Source organism: Microbulbifer variabilis (genome assembly GCF_023716485.1).
Classification (GTDB): Bacteria; Pseudomonadota; Gammaproteobacteria; order Pseudomonadales; family Cellvibrionaceae; genus Microbulbifer; species Microbulbifer variabilis_B.
This window is the reverse complement of record NZ_CP092418.1, coordinates 1,561,242-1,579,764: the sequence shown is the minus strand read 5'-3', so window position 1 is coordinate 1,579,764 and position 18,523 is coordinate 1,561,242. Positions and strand designations below refer to the sequence as shown.

The 18,523-nt window shown below is 46.0% G+C and carries 16 protein-coding genes; 8 read left to right on the top strand and 8 right to left on the bottom strand.

What is annotated here, in order from left to right; all coding sequences use genetic code 11:
- Positions 1-41 precede the first annotated feature (41 nt).
- The 3 genes from MJO52_RS07025 to MJO52_RS07015 all read left to right on the top strand — a co-directional run bounded on the left by MJO52_RS07025 (position 42) and on the right by MJO52_RS07015 (position 2,455).
- Positions 42-1,628 (top strand): VCBS domain-containing protein, encoded by a 1,587-nt coding sequence (locus MJO52_RS07025; protein ID WP_252085239.1) that lies wholly within the window; start codon positions 42-44, stop codon positions 1,626-1,628.
- A 14-nt stretch (positions 1,629-1,642) separates the two neighbouring features.
- Positions 1,643-1,936, top strand: a complete 294-nt coding sequence (locus tag MJO52_RS07020; protein ID WP_252085238.1) for a hypothetical protein — start codon at positions 1,643-1,645, stop codon at positions 1,934-1,936.
- A 189-nt stretch (positions 1,937-2,125) separates the two neighbouring features.
- Positions 2,126-2,455, top strand: coding sequence for a hypothetical protein (locus MJO52_RS07015; protein ID WP_252085237.1), 330 nt, complete (start codon positions 2,126-2,128; stop codon positions 2,453-2,455).
- Positions 2,456-2,625: 170 nt separating this feature from the next.
- Here the strand turns inward: MJO52_RS07015 and MJO52_RS07010 are convergent, their stop codons facing one another.
- Complete coding sequence (locus MJO52_RS07010; RefSeq protein ID WP_252085236.1) at positions 2,626-3,819, bottom strand: hypothetical protein; 1,194 nt, start codon at positions 3,817-3,819, stop codon at positions 2,626-2,628.
- Between the two features lie 208 nt (positions 3,820-4,027).
- Positions 4,028-5,629 (bottom strand): sodium:solute symporter, encoded by a 1,602-nt coding sequence (locus tag MJO52_RS07005; RefSeq protein WP_252085235.1) that lies wholly within the window; start codon positions 5,627-5,629, stop codon positions 4,028-4,030.
- Positions 5,630-5,876: 247 nt separating this feature from the next.
- Between MJO52_RS07005 and MJO52_RS07000 the strand changes: the two genes are divergently transcribed.
- The 5 genes from MJO52_RS07000 to MJO52_RS06980 all read left to right on the top strand — a co-directional run bounded on the left by MJO52_RS07000 (position 5,877) and on the right by MJO52_RS06980 (position 13,386).
- Positions 5,877-7,097, top strand: a complete 1,221-nt coding sequence (locus MJO52_RS07000) for an ROK family transcriptional regulator (protein ID WP_252085234.1) — start codon at positions 5,877-5,879, stop codon at positions 7,095-7,097.
- A 95-nt stretch (positions 7,098-7,192) separates the two neighbouring features.
- Positions 7,193-8,176, top strand: a complete 984-nt coding sequence (locus MJO52_RS06995) for a hypothetical protein (protein WP_252085233.1) — start codon at positions 7,193-7,195, stop codon at positions 8,174-8,176.
- 448 nt (positions 8,177-8,624) lie between these two features.
- Complete coding sequence (locus tag MJO52_RS06990; protein ID WP_252085232.1) at positions 8,625-11,129, top strand: TonB-dependent siderophore receptor; 2,505 nt, start codon at positions 8,625-8,627, stop codon at positions 11,127-11,129.
- Positions 11,130-11,334: 205 nt separating this feature from the next.
- Complete coding sequence (locus MJO52_RS06985) at positions 11,335-12,255, top strand: ROK family protein (RefSeq protein WP_252085231.1); 921 nt, start codon at positions 11,335-11,337, stop codon at positions 12,253-12,255.
- 231 nt (positions 12,256-12,486) lie between these two features.
- A complete protein-coding gene (locus tag MJO52_RS06980; protein ID WP_252085230.1) occupies positions 12,487-13,386 on the top strand; it encodes an alpha/beta hydrolase in 900 nt (299 codons plus the stop codon).
- Positions 13,387-13,454: 68 nt separating this feature from the next.
- On the opposite strand, the gene MJO52_RS06975 is transcribed toward MJO52_RS06980, so the two are convergent.
- The 6 genes from MJO52_RS06975 to MJO52_RS06950 all read right to left on the bottom strand — a co-directional run bounded on the left by MJO52_RS06975 (position 13,455) and on the right by MJO52_RS06950 (position 18,469).
- On the bottom strand, positions 13,455-14,465 hold the full coding sequence (locus MJO52_RS06975; RefSeq protein ID WP_252085229.1) for an alpha/beta fold hydrolase: 1,011 nt from the start codon (positions 14,463-14,465) through the stop codon (positions 13,455-13,457).
- Between the two features lie 442 nt (positions 14,466-14,907).
- Positions 14,908-15,864, bottom strand: coding sequence for a hypothetical protein (locus MJO52_RS06970; RefSeq protein WP_252085228.1), 957 nt, complete (start codon positions 15,862-15,864; stop codon positions 14,908-14,910).
- Between the two features lie 337 nt (positions 15,865-16,201).
- The gene (locus tag MJO52_RS06965; protein WP_252085227.1) at positions 16,202-16,480 is read right to left on the bottom strand and encodes a hypothetical protein; all 279 of its coding nucleotides are present in this window, start codon (positions 16,478-16,480) and stop codon (positions 16,202-16,204) included.
- A 78-nt stretch (positions 16,481-16,558) separates the two neighbouring features.
- Positions 16,559-16,930 (bottom strand): hypothetical protein, encoded by a 372-nt coding sequence (locus MJO52_RS06960; protein WP_252085226.1) that lies wholly within the window; start codon positions 16,928-16,930, stop codon positions 16,559-16,561.
- Positions 16,931-17,310: 380 nt separating this feature from the next.
- Entirely contained in the window at positions 17,311-17,739 is a 429-nt protein-coding gene (locus MJO52_RS06955) for a hypothetical protein (protein ID WP_252085225.1), read from the bottom strand.
- Between the two features lie 130 nt (positions 17,740-17,869).
- Positions 17,870-18,469, bottom strand: coding sequence for a hypothetical protein (locus MJO52_RS06950; protein WP_252085224.1), 600 nt, complete (start codon positions 18,467-18,469; stop codon positions 17,870-17,872).
- Between the last annotated feature and the right edge of the window lie 54 nt (positions 18,470-18,523).

Sequence of the window (18,523 nt, the reverse complement as noted above, 5' to 3'; positions counted from 1 at the left end):
AAACACCGGCTATGACCTTATAGAGATAAATTGGGGGAACAATGCCTGGTCCACTTAAAACGTTTAGCGCTCTCACATTAACCGTAATTCTGGCCGCTTGTAGTGGAGGCTCTGGAGGCAGTAATAATTCTGATAATAATCAGCCTAATAATGAAACAAATGGCGGATCTAACACCGGCACAGATGCCGATAACAACAATGATAATGATGGGGGCAACACCGATACTGGCGACTACAGATTCAATCCTAGCACTCCGCTCAGTACATTAGTGGTGGGAACTAGTGAATATGCCCAGGGTACACTGCGATTAGAGGATACCGATAGTACCAGCCCCACCTTTCAGTCTGGGACTTATGCCGGAATGTATGGTGACTTCAAACTATATGACAGCGGCAATTGGGAATACCAACTGAATAACAATGCCAGTGATTTAAACAGTGGCGCTTCGGTAGAAGATACTATCGTTTTTTCTCTCAGTAACGGAGATCAGCTAAACGTAACTTTTGCAATCCAAACGATTGAAGCCACTCAAAATAGTATCGTTTTTATATTGGTTAATTTTTCCGATGCCGCCGTAACGGATGATGTCAGCATCTCCCAACTTGCGGATATGACATTCAACGCTACCGACTCCCTCGATAACACTTACAAAGAAAACTCACTGGGTCAGCTAAAGTTCCAGCGCCATCTCAGCAGTAATAATTCTCTGGCACAGTATTGCTATGGTGAGGACAATAAAGAAGAAAGCTCTATTGACTGCTTTATATACAGCATCCCCGACAATCAAAACGGAGGAATTTTAAGTGTTCAAAATGCTCAGAGCCGTGCCACAAGCTCTCAGGATGGGCAATATTCCGATGGAGGTTATACTTGGAGAGATAACGCAAGCCGCTGGGTAGAAACCAATTTTGTCGATGCCAATAATCGCCCAGTAGACCTCAACGCATGGCGCCATCGAGTATTTATATTCCCAACCGCCGCTTACAATGCCGGGTTAGTTGGTACAGGGGTCGCGGCGGTCAATGGCCGCTGGAGTATCGTTACTGCGGATAGCGATCAACTAATTATGGGGCATGAACTGGGTCATAACATTGGTTTAGGCCATGCAGGCAATGATAACAACAACGATGGGGATACTAGCGACAGAGGGGAAAGTGAATATGGCGCTGCCGCAGCCTTCATGGGCAATAGCTGGCAGTCACGCTTATTTGGCAGCGCTCATAGGGACTTTATGGGTTGGTACAACAGCTTCCCTGGCTATTCCAAATCTGTTTCTAAAAGTATGGGGAATGCTTCAGAGGTTCAAATTCAGGCTATCGAACTTACCGCCGGCGAATTAAATAAAACAATACCACAGATTATAAAGGTGGAGAGTAACGGTAGCAGCAATCGAGAAAATCACTATTTCGTGGAATATCATATTTCCCACCCCATCCTAAACCCTCGTTCACAGCAAGATAAGGCCGTAACTGTGCATTATCTGAAAGATGACACCGCCAACCAAGTGGCCACTCTTGAAGAGCCCGGCAGCAGCTTCACAGATTCGGCTGCTGGAGTCACCATAGAGTTTAAATCCAGAAGTGATGAAATGAATACTGCCACCATTTCAGTAAGCTATACAAATTAAAGAGAGAAATAGCAATGAGATACTTACTCACAATAATTTCGACCTTACTGTTAATTCCCACCGCCTCTGGTCAGGAGGCTATAACGGGAGTACTGGAAGAAGAGGTTTCAGAAAATTTTAAAACAGGAAAAATTGATCATCGCTTTTCCATCAAAGATGAAAACACAGGGCAGTATTATTTTATAGATGCCAAGGAGATCAAAAAAAAGGGCATGAGATCTGGTGAGCGAGTCAGAATACGAGGAGAAAAACAAGAGCGTCGTCGGCTTCATATCAAGGAAACAGAGAGAATCATTTACGAAGAATAAGCACGTAATATCCAGCCGCTCATAAATCTACGCCAGGGCATATACTTCATCAAAATAGCCCTGGCGACGTAAAAACCTACCGGATAGCACAACGCAATAAGCCGCCCTGTTTTTGCTATTATTTCACTGGTTATGTCTAGGAATTTGCCAACCCCTTTTGTTGGCGATACACATGCCAGGGAGTAACGGATGAAAACAGTTGTATCAATCGTTCTGGGTATCGCTCTATCTCAATCACTTTCAGCAAGTGCCGCCTGGACTGAACAGGCGCGCATTGACTATCTCAAAGTTCACAGCCAAGGAGTAGACGTTCGATTAAAAGGATTTGAAAATACCAGTGCTGAAGTGGCATGCTCTGACACTAAGACATTTGTACTAGTGAATGATGAATCTCAAATCTATGACACCAAAGTCTCTTTTTTATTGTCTGCTTTTATGTCAAAGACCCCAGTAAATCTGAGTTACTATGGATGCTATGAAGATAGAATCCGCTTGTATTCCGTCATAATCAGGGACTGAAACGCCATCAAGCGATGTTTGGAATAACAATATTTTATCTGGAAGGATACATGGATGTATCCACTCAACTCTTAAAGAAGTATTTCACCAAATTCAATGTATAAGACCCGCATAATATTTAAGCGGATCTTATACAGGCCACTCTGACCTTCATTATAAACCTACGGCACTTAAATCACGGGATCAGAGATTATCGTGACATTTTCCAGGCCATAATACTCTACAACCCAAGAATAACTTTCATACACTTCATAGCGGTCTGGGAAAGCTTTACCCACCACATCCCAGCGTTTACGCGATTTAGAATAACTTGATCCTTTAATCACACCAGTGAAATTGAATTCGTCACCGTTATGGGGATTAGTCACAGTAGTGGTATAAGGGATTTCAACCTCGCTATTTTCTACCATCATACGTGCCACCAGTAGGCTATAAGCGGGTACACTCGCGGGCATCGCTTCCTTAACGGTTCTCTGATTACTAACCGTCGAAGTTTCTCCAACCGTAGTTGAGGCTGAAAAAGTTTCAGAAAAATTGAACGTGATCGAGCCACTATTTTCAATGGTACCCGGAACTCCAACCTTGTAACCCTCAGTCAAGCTCACGCCGGCAGTCACCGAGATGCCGAGTGTATTGGTCCAAGTATCAGTTTCGCTCTTGCCATCCGTATACCAAACTTCGGTACTATCACTCTGAGTTACGCTAGAAAAATTCTCTAACAATCTCTCACCAAAGAAGGTTTTTGTATTCTCAGGGGTTTCCACAATTTGATCCCAGTGTATTTCAACCCCACTCTCAACCAGATCAAAACGGTCAGCCACACAAGGGTAAATACTCCAAATCTTGCTATCTCCTGCGGTACCAGCAAAACCCACAACTGAACGGGTACCAATACTTAGCTGATACTCTTGCCACTTATGCCAACCATTATTACTGCCAAAAGTTATCTCTCTAGTAGAGTTATTTGACATATCTTTTAAGTAAACACGGATACGAGAAATATTGCCATCGCGTTTCTTATAAAAACGCCAACCCTGGATATATTCCATATCTCCAAGGAGTTTGCGGAATCCTGAACCAGTCGTTTTACCCACCTCGTCATCATCAGCGTATAGATATTCAAGCTTCAAGCCTTTGATGCGTTCATCCCCGCTATAACTGGTAATAGCAGCTATTTTATCTCCCGGCACACGCTTGGTGGAATAGCTATCACACATGTCAAAGTCACTGCCATTACCACTCTTACCATAGGAGAATATTTCATCATATCGTAAGGTTCCGCCTTTATCTGCGGTATTAAAATAGAGATCCAATATATTGGTAGCTGCTAAAACTGGGGCAGAAAGAAAAAACCCGATCACCACTGTAAAGATATACCTCATGGCATTACCCTTTTATTAATTGTGCTATCAGTCCGTCATTGTTAGTTACCTCATTACCTCTACCACCTAAGTATTTTCTCTTTTCGCACCTCCTTTAATTGCTTATTAAGGGGCTCCATCCTGTGTGAGAGTCTTTTAAATCAGTGAATAGCTTTTATCGGTTATATTCATTGGAACACAAACTCAACAATCACCAGAAACTGCCCACCACCAGGGCAGTAGTAATCAGCAGTAATACTGAAAGTACACGATAATTGCGCCATAGGGGCTCACTGCGCAGCGCCTCGGTTTCCGCATCAAAGTCTTTGCGAGACCAAACAAACTGCCTAGCTTCCTCACTAATCTTTGCCGGGCTTATCAAGCTGGAAGCCACCAACACCATGGAGCAGAAAACAAAGAGGATTGGCGCTATATAAAGGAAATGTAAATTAGTCCAACCCAGCACCTCATTAGCGAGGAATAGAGTTACTCCTCCGGCAGTGCCCAAAACCAAAGTGGTCATTGCGCCCTTGGAGGTCGCTCCCCGCCAAAAAAAGCCAATTAGGAATAGAGCCAAAACAGGGGGTACGGCATAGGAAAGTACTTTTTGCAGATATTGGAACAGAGAACCAAAATTCTCTATCTGCGGCGCCCACAGCACAGCCAGAACCATAAAGATGAAGGTGACCAGTTGCCCCACGCGCATCAGCTGATGCTGGTTCAAAGAGGGAAAACGCTGTCGCACGAAATCCATCGTCACCAATGTAGATGCAGAGTTCAGCGTGGAGTCAATCTGAGACATAAGGGCTGCAACAAAACCAGCCAAGACCAATCCCAAAATGCCCACAGGTAACAATTCAAACAGCAAGGTTGGATAAACCATGTCTGCCCGTTCCAGCTCGGGGAATAGGACAATCGCCATAGTGCCGGGCAGGACCATAATAAACAGCACCGGCAATTTCAGAAGACCGGCAAACAACGCTCCCCAGCGCCCATGGTTAATATCTTTGGCGCTCAGCACCCGCTGTACCATGAATTGGTTGGTACACCAGAAATAGAAACCCAGTAGGGCCACTCCAGTGACCAGCCCCAGCCAAGGCACACTGGAATCTCCGATTGGACGGATCAAACTCAATTGATGGGCGGATACCTGGGAAACCACATTCTCCCAGCCACCAGCGCGATCCAGAGCGAAAATACTGATCAGAATTGAACCAAAAATTAGCAATAGAGCCTGGATAGTATCGGTGTAAATTACCGCGGCCAAACCGCCGGCAATCGTGTAAATACCTGCGATCACCGCCAAAATCGAAATGGTCACTGACATCGGCATTTCAGGAAAAATCAGCTTCATCACTAAGCCTCCGGCATAGAGGCTGCCGGCGGTATCTACCACGATATTCAGGAAAATTGTCAGACCGGAAAAGTAAGTCCTGGCGGTGCGATTAAAGCGCCGCTCCAGCATCTCGGGCATGGTGTAGATACGGGAGCGAAGTATTGTCGGCAGATAAAAAATCGCGAAAAACACCAGGATGACAGCAGCCATCCACTCATAGTTGAAGACCGCAATGCCGGTGCTATAGGCATCGCCTGCCAAACCAATCAGGGTCGTGCTGGAGATATTCGAAGCGAACAGGGAAAGCCCTATCAGCGGCCAAACCATCTTTCGCCCAGCAAGGAAGTAGTCTTCAGCGGTGTCGTGGCGACGACTGAGATAGAGCCCCAGGCCAATTGTGAAAACGAAATAGACGACCAAAATGATCGCATCGATGGGGTGGAGACCAAAATCGACCGACATAACTTCCTCGTTCACCGCTAGCTGCGTATTTTTTATGGTTTGCGGAACTTGCAAAAAATTAAATCACAGTGGTTTAATTAAGTAAAGCAAACCATCAAAATATAAAAAATACTTTGAAATCAATAAGTTATGGAAAAACCGTTCATCTCACTTTCATTGCTCACGCTAGGTAAACGCAATAAAATCCTATATGGACCTATTTGTCACCAATAGTCTCAGATCAAACTCTCGGATACGCGTTTTCTACAAAAGGGGCACAGAAATGGGTAAGGGAAGTAATTCCAGCGGCCTGCGTCGCTATAACGAACGGGTTTTGCTAACCGCGCTGCGGAAAGCAGGTACTGCGTCCAAGTCTGACCTGGCGCGCCTCACCAACCTCACCCCCCAGGCCGTTACACGCATCGTGGATGAATTGGAGAGCACTGGCATGGTTATGCGTGAGGGGCGCAGGCTTGGCGGCAAAGGCCAGCCCTCCATCATGTACACCATCAACCCCACCGGTGCTTACTCCATAGGCATTAAAGTTGGGCGGCGTAATGTTGAATTATTGTTAATGGATTTTGGCGGCAATATTTTGAAGAAAATATGCCAGGAATTTGAATGCCCTGAGCCCGACTTTCTACTCAGAAATATAGAATCAGGTATCGAAAATTTAAGTGCAGAATTAGTCAAAAAAGACCAATCCAAGCTCGTCGGCGTTGGTATCGCCATGCCCTGGTTTATCGGTGCCTGGACAAAAGAATTGGAAATGAGCGATACCCTGGCGAACGAATGGCGAGAAATTAACTTCGCAGAAGAGGTTTCCAAAGGCACCCACCTACCCGTCTTTTTTGAAAATGACTGCTCTGCTGCAGCAGTCGCCGAACTGCAATTCGGCAAAGGCACTGAAGTTTCCGACTTTCTTTATATCTTCGTTGGCACTTTTATCGGCGGCGGTCTGGTGCTTAATAGCAGCCTGGAGACTGGTGTACATGGCAACTCAGGCAACCTGGCCACCATGCCAGTCCCTGCCTCCAAGCTCAGTAGTACCCCAGAACCCGAAGGGGCCTTCGAGACATTACTTAATCGAGCCTCACTTTTTGGCTTGCGCCGACACCTGCGCGCCAACCAAATTAATATCAATGACTCTGCTGATTTATTGTCGGTGATGGATCAGGCCCGCCCACTCATACAGGAATGGCTGGACGACTGCGCTGATGCCCTGCTTTACGCCATTCTCTCGGCAGTCAGCGTACTGGATCTTGAGGCCGTTATTATCGATGCGCACCTTCCACGATTCCTGCTGGAGGAGCTGGTGGAAATCATCTCCAGGCGAATGCAGCAAGCCGCCCCGTCCGGAGTTTTCAAGCCCCAAATAATGAGCGGTAAGATCGGTATTAATGCCATCGCGATTGGCGGTGCCATCCTGCCCTTTTACTCCAATTTTGCACCAGATAAGACCGTGCTGTTGAAGGGTGGAGTTCCTGAGCGGGTTCCGGTTTAACCTGAAATATAGCGGAAAATCAAGGCTCAACTAATTAGGCATTAAAACCGTATTGGTTCGTTTTACATAATCATAACAGTGAGGTAACCAGCGAGATGGCATTTAACCTAAAAGACAAATGGGTTTGGGATTTTTGGTTCGCCGTTGATGGCGATCAATACCATATGTTTTATCTACAAGCGGATAAATCCCTCGGCGATCCAGAGCTACGCCATTGGCATGTCTCGATCGGTCACGCCATTTCCACCGACCTGATTCATTGGGCCCCAACGCAAGACGCGATAAAACCCTCCCAATATCAAGAGGGTGACATTGATGAGGCTGCGGACTCCTACACAACCTGGACCGGCTGCGTACATAAAGAGGGCGACACCTGGTATATGTTTTACACGGGTACCAAACACACAGAAAAAGGGCTTATTCAGCGGGTCTGCCTGGCTACCTCCAAAGATCTTTTAAACTGGCAAAAATGTCCGGAAAACCCTCTGGTGGAGTTAGACCCCAAGTTTTATGACGGTCTAAACCTGGAATACTGGCATGATGCCTCCTGGCGTGACCCCTGGATTGTCAAAGATCCCGATCAAGCCCTTTATCATATGTATGTCACTGCCCGTTGTAATCAAGGCAGTCCCGACGGGCGCGGCGCAGTGGGTTATGCCAGCTCCACCGACCTCCTGCACTGGAAAGTTGGAGAGCCCATACTGGCACCGGGCTGGTATGGAGAAATGGAAGTCCCGCAGATTGAAAAAATCCAGGGCCGCTACTATCTCTTCTGCTCTGTCTCCACTCAGTTTCACAGCCAAGCCCACCGCCAGTCTATGAGCGGAAAACCACTTACCGGCACCAAGTATTTTGTCTCCGATGCCCTAAATGGGCCATACACCGTTATTGGTGATGGATTCCTCGGTGCTGACGAGCAGGGCAGCCTATATTCCGGTCGGGTGATACAGGGGCCAGACCAACACTGGTATCTGCTCGCCTTTAACCGCGACGATGCACAAGGCAATTTTATCGGCGGGATTTGTGATCCCAAGAAGATCGAATTTCTTGCGAATGGACAACTAAAATTGGCAGAGTAACGATAGATGGTCTTCGGCATCTTGCGAAAGTACCGGTGCCGTGCCGCCAGCCAAATACCCACCAGGGCCGAAGACTTCACCTAACCTGTAAGCAATCAATAGCTGAAAACTTCCCACTGATTGCAGTTTCTTTAGATATTTATCCCCAAGATCTCAGTAAAAACCCTTCCCTTTGCCCCACTCCCCACAAACCAAGCAAATTTTCTTCAGCACCCAAGCAGTACCCGGGCTCCTTCCATTGAAGAGTAAATCTCACTGATTGATTTAGTTGAACCTTTAAAATCAATGGCAAATTTCCCGAAAAATTCTATTGCCCAGATTAAATCACAGTGGTTTAATAAATACAAAATGGCCGTCCAGCCATGCGGATCATGAAAGCAGAAGAGCCCAACCTAAATGGGCCAGCAGTGAAAACTAATAACCATAAATGATGATTGAGGAGAGCGTCGTGAAGGCAGAAGACTTTCAAGCCGATTGCAAACGGGTCGGAGGCTTTAAACCAAGTTCAATCGCCCTGGCGATAGCGGTGGCATCCAGTGTTAGCGCTGCGGTAACCGCCCAAGAGCAGTTGGAGATCGAAGAAGTCATCATTACCGCTACGGCACGCCCCGTAACGAAAATGGAATCCAGCATCTCCGTTAGCGCCCTAGATACCGAAGAACTGTCTAACTACGCCCCCCGCTCAACCGCAGAAGTTTTCCGCAGCCTGCCAGGTATACGCGCTGAATCTTCTGGTGGTGGTGGCAATGCCAATATCACGGTAAGGGGAATTCCGCTTGCCACTGGTGGCTCCAAGTACATGCAGATCCACGAGGATGGGCTGCCAGTACTCGAATACGGCGATGTCAATTTCGGCAATACCGACAACTTTATTCGAGCAGATTCTTCCCTATCCCGCATTGAAAGTGTACGCGGCGGTTCCGCTTCCACCTTTGCCAGCAACTCCCCCGGCGGTGTGATCAATATGATCAGCAAGACCGGAGAAGAGGAAGGCGGAAATATAGGCCTGTCCTTTGGTGCAGATTACGATGAAACCCGCCTGAACTTCGGCTACGGGCACCACCTCAGCGATACCCTGCGTTTTTATGTAGGCGGTTTCCTGCGCGAGGGGGAAGGTGTTCGTGAAACCGGCTTTGATGGCGATTCCGGTGGCCAATTGAAGGCCAATCTCACCAAAGATTTTGACAACGGTTATGTGCGCCTTTACTACAAACACCTGGACGATCGGGTGACCACTTACCTACCCGGCCCGGTAACTTATAAAGGCAATGGAGAGTTCGGTACTGTAGCCAACTTCGATGCCAGCAGCCAGACCCTGCACTCAGACAATTACCGCAATATCTCCACTTTCGATGCCTATGGCAACCCGGTAAATCGGGATCTCAGCGACGGTATTGAATCCCTGGTAGAAGCCTATGGATTTGAGAGTCAATTTGAATTTGAGAATGGCTGGACCATTACTGACAAGTTCAGAATTTCCGATATAAGCGGTAGCTTTATCTCTCCATTTACTGACACCTTTGGCAATTACGGCCCACAATCCGCACAAAGTATGGCAGACCTGATCTGTGCCAATGCCGTTAGCGGAGAGGGTTCTGCAGTGGACTGTAGTACAGGAACCACTGTGACCTACGCCAATGGCGGAGAGGTCGATGAATTAGCCTATCTGAACTTGTTGTTCGATACAGAAATCCATGACCTGGGGTTGATCGTCAACGATTTCAAAGTCGATAAGCTCATTAATGACAACATTGTTGTTTCCGCAGGCTTTTACTACTCCAAGCAAAATATCAAGACCAGCTGGAATAGTTGGAATGCCCTAATCCAAAGCGTGGATGGCAGTGACTCCCAGAACCTAAGCATCACAGCGAATGCCAACGGGGATTTGTTAGTCGATGATGGCCTCTGGTCGGCAAGCTTCCTGTCCTATGCCTGGGATCTGGAATATGAAACCTACGCTCCTTATATGAACGTGTCTTTCGATGTTGGGGACTTCACCTTCGACGTCAGTGCACGCCACGATATGGTCAATGCAAAGGGCTCTCTGGTTTCCAGTTGCTGTGGTGGCGATACCGATTACGATATCAACGGAGATGGCATTATCAGCGATGTGGAAGATGCGAGCGCATCAGATGCCTTTGGTTTTACCGGTGGCATTATCACTATGGCTAACGGCAATACCCAACTAGTCGACTATGATGCAGATAACACCTCCTTCTCCCTTGGCGGCAACTATGCAATCAATGACAGCATGGCGGTTTTTGCTCGTTACAGTGAAGGTGGCCGCGCAATTGCCGATCGCCTGCTGCAAATTAGCGGCGCTTTAAATAGTGATGGCAGCCTCAGCGACACCACCGATGGCTTTGATTCTGTTGACCAGCTGGAGATCGGTTATAAGTTTACCGCTGGTGACTTTGATATTTTTGCCACCTATTTCAATACCATCACCGAAGAGACCAATGCGGAAATCACCAGCGGCCTAACTTTCGTACGCGAGTATGAAGCACAAGGTATAGAGCTGGAAGGCTCCTATATTTATGGCGATTTCTCGGTTAACGGCAACCTGACCTGGACGGATGCCGAAATCAGCAAAGATGCGAATAACCCATCGGTAGTCGGCAATACCCCCCGCCGTCAGGCAGATATTATTTACACCATTACCCCGCAGTATAATTTTGGTAACAGCCTAACCTTCGGCGCCAGCCTGCAGGGCTCCACTGAGTACTACGTTTCAGATTCCAACCAGCTGAAACAAGATGGTTATGTGTTGGTAAATCTGTTCGGCTCTTATTATGTTACTGAGGATCTCACCGTTTCCTTTAACGTAAACAACCTTACTGATGAATTTGTTGTAACTGAGGTTGAAGAGTCTTACGCAGAGGCTGGAGATGTTGTTCGCGGCAGGGCCATCAGCGGCCGCTCCACCAGTGTCAGCTTCAATTACGCTTTTTGATCGTTGTCCTCCCTACTCCAGTAAGTCGTTTGCAGCCCGTTTAGGGCCTCTTGCAAACACCGGGTGTCCAGCCTCCCCGTTGGCACCCGGTCTTTTTCTTCAACGAAAAACTTACTGCAGTCACTCCTCCAGTGGAGTAGCCTGTTAAAATTAACCGACCAAATATTTCTTTAAATAGAATACCCAGCCAGTGGAGCAAATTAGGATGGAAGTGCAAGGCAACGCAGTAAATACCTTGCTTGGAGGCATAGAAGCCGGCGGCACAAAATTTAATTGTGCAATTGCCGCAAATCCCAATGATGTCTGGGAGAGGGCTAGCTTCCCAACCACCACACCGGAAGAAACCCTCGGTCAGGTCATTGAATTTTTCCAGGCCGGTGCCCAACGCCATGGCCCTATTGCCACACTGGGTGTCGCAAGTTTCGGTCCGGTAGATTTGAACCCGCAATCGAGCCAGTACGGGTTTATCACTAACACCCCTAAAAATGGATGGTCCAATACCAACCTGGCCGGTCAGTTACAGGGGGCACTCTCTATTCCTTTAGCTTTCGACACTGATGTCAATGGCGCAGCGCTGGGAGAACACCTGTGCGGCGCCGCTGTAGGTGTAAAGAATTTTGTCTACGTCACCATCGGCACCGGTATCGGCGCCGGGGTAATGGTAGATAGCAAACTAGTAAACGGCGCCATGCACCCGGAAATCGGCCATATGTTGATGCCGCAGGATCGACGAAGAGACCCCTACCCAGGCCACTGCCCATTCCATGGCAATTGTCTGGAAGGCCTTGCCTGCGGCCCCGCTATTGAAGACCGCTGGGGCCTGCACGGCCAGAGTATGGACAGTGACCACCCAGCCTGGGATCTACAGGCGGAATACCTAGCCACCATGTGTATAAACCTGACCAGCTGCTACTCACCGGAACGAATTATTCTCGGTGGCGGCGTTATGGAACAAACACACCTGTTCCCACGCATTCGCCACAAGTTTCTCGACCTGGCAGGTGGTTATTTCCCCCAGGTATCCCAAGGCAACATCCGCTCTTTTATAGTCCCACCAAAACTCGCCGGCCGCTCCGGAGAGGTGGGTTCTCTGCGTATGGCCCAGGCACTTTGCTCCAGCTTTTAGATAACCAAATCCTCCCTCACAGGATGTGGAAGCGCCAGGGGAATATTCCTGGCGCCACTCCACCCGCCAAACTGCGCCCCACAACTCCCTTTCCAACTTATATACTCATCTTTGCGACTGTTGGCACAGCGCAAGGTAGCTAGTCTCGTATCCGATCTGATAGGCTTGTCAGTCTTGACCGCCCACTGACGCGGCTGAGCACACTTAAGCGTGGCTCATTAAGGGACAAAGATGAAAATAATTAAAATATTGCTTATAGGCTTAATGGTTTTGGCCACTCAGTTTGTGCAAGCCGGCACCGCTGAACCCACAACATTTACCCGCCAGGGCATTCTCTCTTACAACTTTCATTCCGACTTACTGGGGCGTGGATTTGTAATTGATGTGCTACTGCCGCTCTCCTTTAACCCCGAAGACAATACCCGGTATCCGGTCATTTATATGACCGACGGGTATATGAATTTCCCCATGGTGGCACCGAACCTGATCCACGAACAGGTACCCGATGAGCAAGGCAATACCAAGCTACCGCCAGTAATTTTGGTGGGTATCTCACACCCACTGGACAGTTCCAACTTCACCTTACGTTTAACGGATTTTACTCCAGTACCTGGAGAGATTAGGGGGAATACTCTGGGTGGTGGCGCCAACCAATTTCTGGCGTTTTTGGAGAACGAGCTCAAGCCTTTTATCAATAATTCTTTCAAGGGAGATGAAAGTGACGAAACACTGGCTGGCCACTCCCTCGGCGGGCTCTTAGCCCTGCACGCCCTCTTCAATCACACCGATAACTTCGACCGCTATGTGATCGGCAGCCCCAGCATCTGGTGGGCGGATAAGCAAATTCTAGAAAGTGAACTCGCTTATGCCGAACGCCAGACTGACTTACCGAAAAGCGTGTATATGTTTATTGGTGGGGAGGAAATCTGCTTAGAAGAAGGAGAGGTTTGCGGCGTTCAAGATTTTAGGGACCTAGCCCAGCGACTCAAGTCCCGAGATTATGAAAATTTGACTCTACGCAAACGGGTCATTAAGGGTGAAAACCACGATACCGTAGTTAATCCTGGTTACGATAAAGGGATAGAACAGGTTTTTAAAAGCAAAGTGCTACCACGAAAGTATTCGTTTTAATCGAACCTGCCGGCCCTAGAGCAGAGAAACGCTATAGGGCCCTAACTACTCGCCTGGCTTGCTATCCATTACTCATACGCGCCACTAATACACTCCTCGGCCTCTAAAAAGACTAACATAGTCTTCTCCAGACTTTCTGCTGCGTCCATAAAAGGCAAGTGATGGCTATCTTTTAGTACTGAGAAACATTTACTCCCTTTATACCTTTTATAATCTGCCTTTACCTGTAAAGGCGTGGTAATGGAATCATTCTCACCGACAACGAATAGCGCTGGTATCTGTAAATGATCGATACCTCCATTAACGCTCATCGCCTGAAGCTCATCGTTCATCTTGTCAGCCAGGCTTCCACGCCGCTCCTGCCACCCAGGGAACTCTTCATCAATTTTTTCAGCGGCTAAAAAACCTCGAATATCAACTCCGTTCGCGATACCACCATTCGCTCGACTCGCCCACTTGGATAGCAGCAAATAATGCTCAGAGGGAGAGTCTTGATATTTTTGTAACTCCTGTATGGCTAATTGGTTGCCTTCCCTTTCCGCCCATTTCAGAGTTACTTCTAAGCTGGTTTCTGCCTGCTTCTGCGCATCCTGGAAGGAAGAGATAAACACCAACCTCTCTAATGTCTCAGGATACTCACTCGCATAGAGAGCTGCAAGCCCCCCACCCCAAGAGTGACCAACTAAGGTAACCTTATCTTTCTTATAGTGCGCTTTTAAAAAAGAAATCACATTGTGCACATCTTGAATATTGTTCTTTATCGTTAATGTGTCTTCGCTCACCTCAAGAGACTTGCCGGCCCCTCTTTGATGAAGATAAGCCACTAAATACCTTTCTTCGAGCGCCCGCCCAACAGTTACCTGAAATGGAACCAACCCCAACTCCACATCTCCCGGGCCGCCATGTAGAAATAGGATTAATGGTTTAGATAGGTCACGACCTGACACCTCTAGATGCAGCTTTGCACCATCACTATCCACTACTCCTTTATAAACGACCTCTCCCGCAAAGGTGTGCCCGGCAAATAAAGCAAGAGAAGTCCTTACAAGGAAAACATTCAACCACTTCAAATTTAACATATCTTCACCAAAATAAAGTTATAAAAGAGCTTAGGATTTTCAGTGCCCAACTAACAAGATATAAGACAACAATACGATGCTCTGACTTCAAAGAATTTTTATTATAAAAAACCATACAAAACATCAACTTTGAGGTGAGACGAGAATAAAATCAGGTAAAGTAGGAGCCCGCTGAAAAATCTAAAAGCCCACATTCTTAATGGTTAAGAGATACACCAAATCCAAGATCTATTAATAGGAATGTGCAGCTCGTGCCACCAGGGTTTAAGTGGCATATTTTTTTAAAATCAGTGCGACCACCAGCTGAATCAAAGTTTATTGCTTCACAGATCACAAATAGCCGACCTTCATCGTCCCAAGCATTTAAGCACCAAGAGAAATTCAAGAATTTCATGGGTATACTACGAACTACCCAAGCAACAATTCACAAAGATGATAAATTTTAATCCCGCTCCAAAAGTTGGCCGACATTGTGCTCCTTGTTAGCTACCTTTAGAGCCTCCCCAAAACTCAAAATAGAAGAACTCATTGATCTCGGTGATAGCGCCTTCAAGTTTTTCACTGAAATCTCCTCAAAGTCGGAGAAAGGTGCAAAAAGTGAAACCTCTTCTAATATATCTAAATCACTACTATAAGATTTTAGCGGAGATACTCTCAAAATATCGCCAGGTATATTTGGGATGTGTACATCAAGGCAAAAACCGTTAATAAAAGCAATTTTAGAAAGAATAAATGGCCATGGCGAAAACAACCGATGCTCCAACCCCCAACAAGGCTCAGCATCTCGATGTCTTAATACCTTTGGAGACAAAAGCTCACTTATAGCCGCCTCCATCTCATGAATATTCCCCTCGCACATAGCAATATAAAATCGGCTATCAATAGCGTAAAGCTTGTATTTTTTAGGAGATCCTGACAAAAAGGCCTCAGCTCTACTTTTCAACAAGCCCCAATCACCGGCAAGCGCTAGCCTGAGTTGCAGAGCATGGAATTCAGGGTTGTTTATATTATCGCAAACATATTTACCCTGACTTTTCCTTAGTAAAGGAATGAAATATTGCTTGCCCCAATGGATTAACTCCGGACTATCTGATATCAATGGATACAGGAGCTGACTATCTGGACTCTTGCCCATATCAGCAGGATAAAAGTGTGAATATAAAGCTAGTACCCTACCAACATCAAATGCAGATTCTTTCGCCTGTTCAATATCACCCTGTTTAAATAAAGCTTGTAAAGTCTGCGCTACAAGAGCATCCATTAACATGAGCAAAGGCCCACTTACTTTACCTCCTTCACTCAGGAAACGCTTAAAGTTACTTTCACAGCGCTCTATTCTTCCGGGCTTATCAGAAATTTCCAGCCGCTTTAACCCACCCAAGAAAACTTGATCACTCATCTATAAACAACTTATTAAAAATTAACACTAAAGCCCTTAAGGCTAATAATTACAAAATATTTTCATAGCCACCGGGCATACAACATAGAAATTCAAACTCCTCAGACGATCTTTTGGACCAAGGTCAACGAGATAATCTCTATAAGCCTTTAGACTGAATAGATATATACAAACCCACAAGTCCACCCGACCCCTATGACTAGGCGACATTGAATCAACGATAACCACCTTCACTAATAAACTTATCGTCCATGCGCCTCTAGAAAATCAACCCACTGCTCAACCAGCTCTTTAAACTCCACTGTTGACAGCTCTAGGTCAGGAGAACCCATATCGCTTATAAACTTCGTGTTCTGGTGCTCGATATAAGCCAACCCAAAAATCTCAGCACCGAGTTCAGTATATTTTTTTCTCCAGACAAAACTGAATCTATTTCCGGCAACACATCCTTTTTAATTTCTTGAGAGACTGCCCACATCTGAAAAAAACCCTCCAAGACCTCCTCTTCATCCAGCTTAGGATACAAGCTATAGCTATCATATATTTTGACTATGTCTATTCTTCTGTCTGCAGTCCTTAGCTCGCCCACCACAGAATAAAGAGCGTAGATTTTCATCGATTGTATCCCCACAAAAAAATTCCACTTGACATCAAAGACAAGCCGTACCGAAGCAACGATACTCCCTCATTAAACTTATTGGCCATGTGTCTCTAGAAAGTCAACCCACTGTTTGATTAGCTCTCTAAACTCCATTGTCGGCAATTCCAGGTCAGGAGCCATCCCCCCTATAAGCTTTGTAGTCTGAGGTTCGATATAAGCCAAGCCAAAAATATCTGCATCGACATCCGTATAAGCTACCTTGCCAGATATAACTGAACCTACTTCCGGTAACAAACATTCCTTAATATCTTGAGAGGTGTTCCAAGCTCGAAAAAAATCATACAAAATCACGTCTTCATCTAGGTCTGAACACAGAAAATAGGCGCCACTCTTTTTGATTATATCTATTCTTCTATCTGCGACCTTTAGCTCGCCCACCACAAAGAAAGGAGGATAAATTTTCAACGACCATATTCCCAAAAAAACTCACTTAAGCTCAAGCGCTAAGCTGTGTTGAAGTAACAGCTTTTAACAAGTACAAGCAATCGCAGCCCACCCCGCAATCTAATTACGCTGATTGATGGTACGGTTTGAGCTGAGGCGGCCGTACATCACGAACCCCACCTAAAAAACAGTTAAACAACCAGCCGTTTTACCCAGCGGTAAGGTGAGAGTGAAGTTCAGTAGGCACCAAAGACTGCAACCATTGCCTTTTTACTCAGTTTTTTCTAGTGACCTAATTGGCCATCAATAGATAAACCAGGTAACGAATTACCAGTGCCGTTGGTGTCCACGCTTACCAGCCTGTTATCACAATAGAAGCGACAAAGCCACCCATCTCTACATCATTTTACTTGCAAATATTTACTGCCAATATATCGCCCACCAATAATACAGGGAATATATATTACTAATGCATAAATAATGGCCCACTCAGAAGAATTCATAAAAGCAATAAAGGTAACCAGCAAATAGGGGACCGCCGCAACAGCCAATACAATTTTGGCATTCATTGAGGCAGTATCCTCACTTGTACGCGCAGCCATAACGCCGCCCAATAACAATATTAGGGGTAATGAGATAACACTCACCAGCAAGTACAGGGAATGGAAAGGAATAGCAGATAATAGATACAACCAAGAGGCCAAACCGGCAGTAACGGTAAAAAATGCTATACCACATGCCGCCGGGCTTTGCGGTATATTCTTACTGGTTGCTGCACGGTAAAGTGCAACCAATATAGCAACAGTCCCAATTATTAACAAAATATTCATATTAAACCTCAATTCTGTTATCTACAGCCGCACAGCAAAAGCCTAGAAAAGAAAATTCATCAAAAATTAGATATCAAAAAAATTACAACCCACCACAAAAAGTGAACTCCCCCAGCCTTACAACTAAATTTCAGGAAAAATAATCCAAAACCTTACCAATAAGCTCTAGCTCTTGATGGCCCTCAGGATCAATTTCTTTGCGAAGCACGCGTTTTATATAATCCGTATCTCCAAGCAATCCACGCACAATACAATAGTATGTAGCCCAGATACCACGGGTTTCTTCAGGGACACTTAGGTAAAAGGACTCTTTGCTGTCTAGACAATATTGCTTTCTTAAGTACGCCTCCCCAAACTCGATTATATTATCCAGATCACGCATAACTTTCGCTATAGCTTTCTCCCGGCTTTCGAAATCTTCTGCATATACTGTTTGATCAAAAGGGTACTTAAGATCAGCTATTCTAATTCTTCTTGAAAAAGTAGGAGTTCGACTCAGCGAAAAACCTGATAGATGAGATAAAATATCTTCCACCTCTTTGATGTATACACCTGCATCCGGCTGGGTTGTTACCCAAGCAGGAGAACCACAAAAATTCCAGGAAGGATCTATTAATAGATCACAAAATTCTGCCGGGCGAGACCGATACCTTTTCGTTACAAACTTCCAATCTTCAAGTTCTTCCGCCTTCAGTTTGGCTGCCGCAAGAACATCTGCTTTAAATGTCATATCACCTCTAAAAAAAACAAAACCATCTGAAAATAAACAGGCAGCAAATCCAAT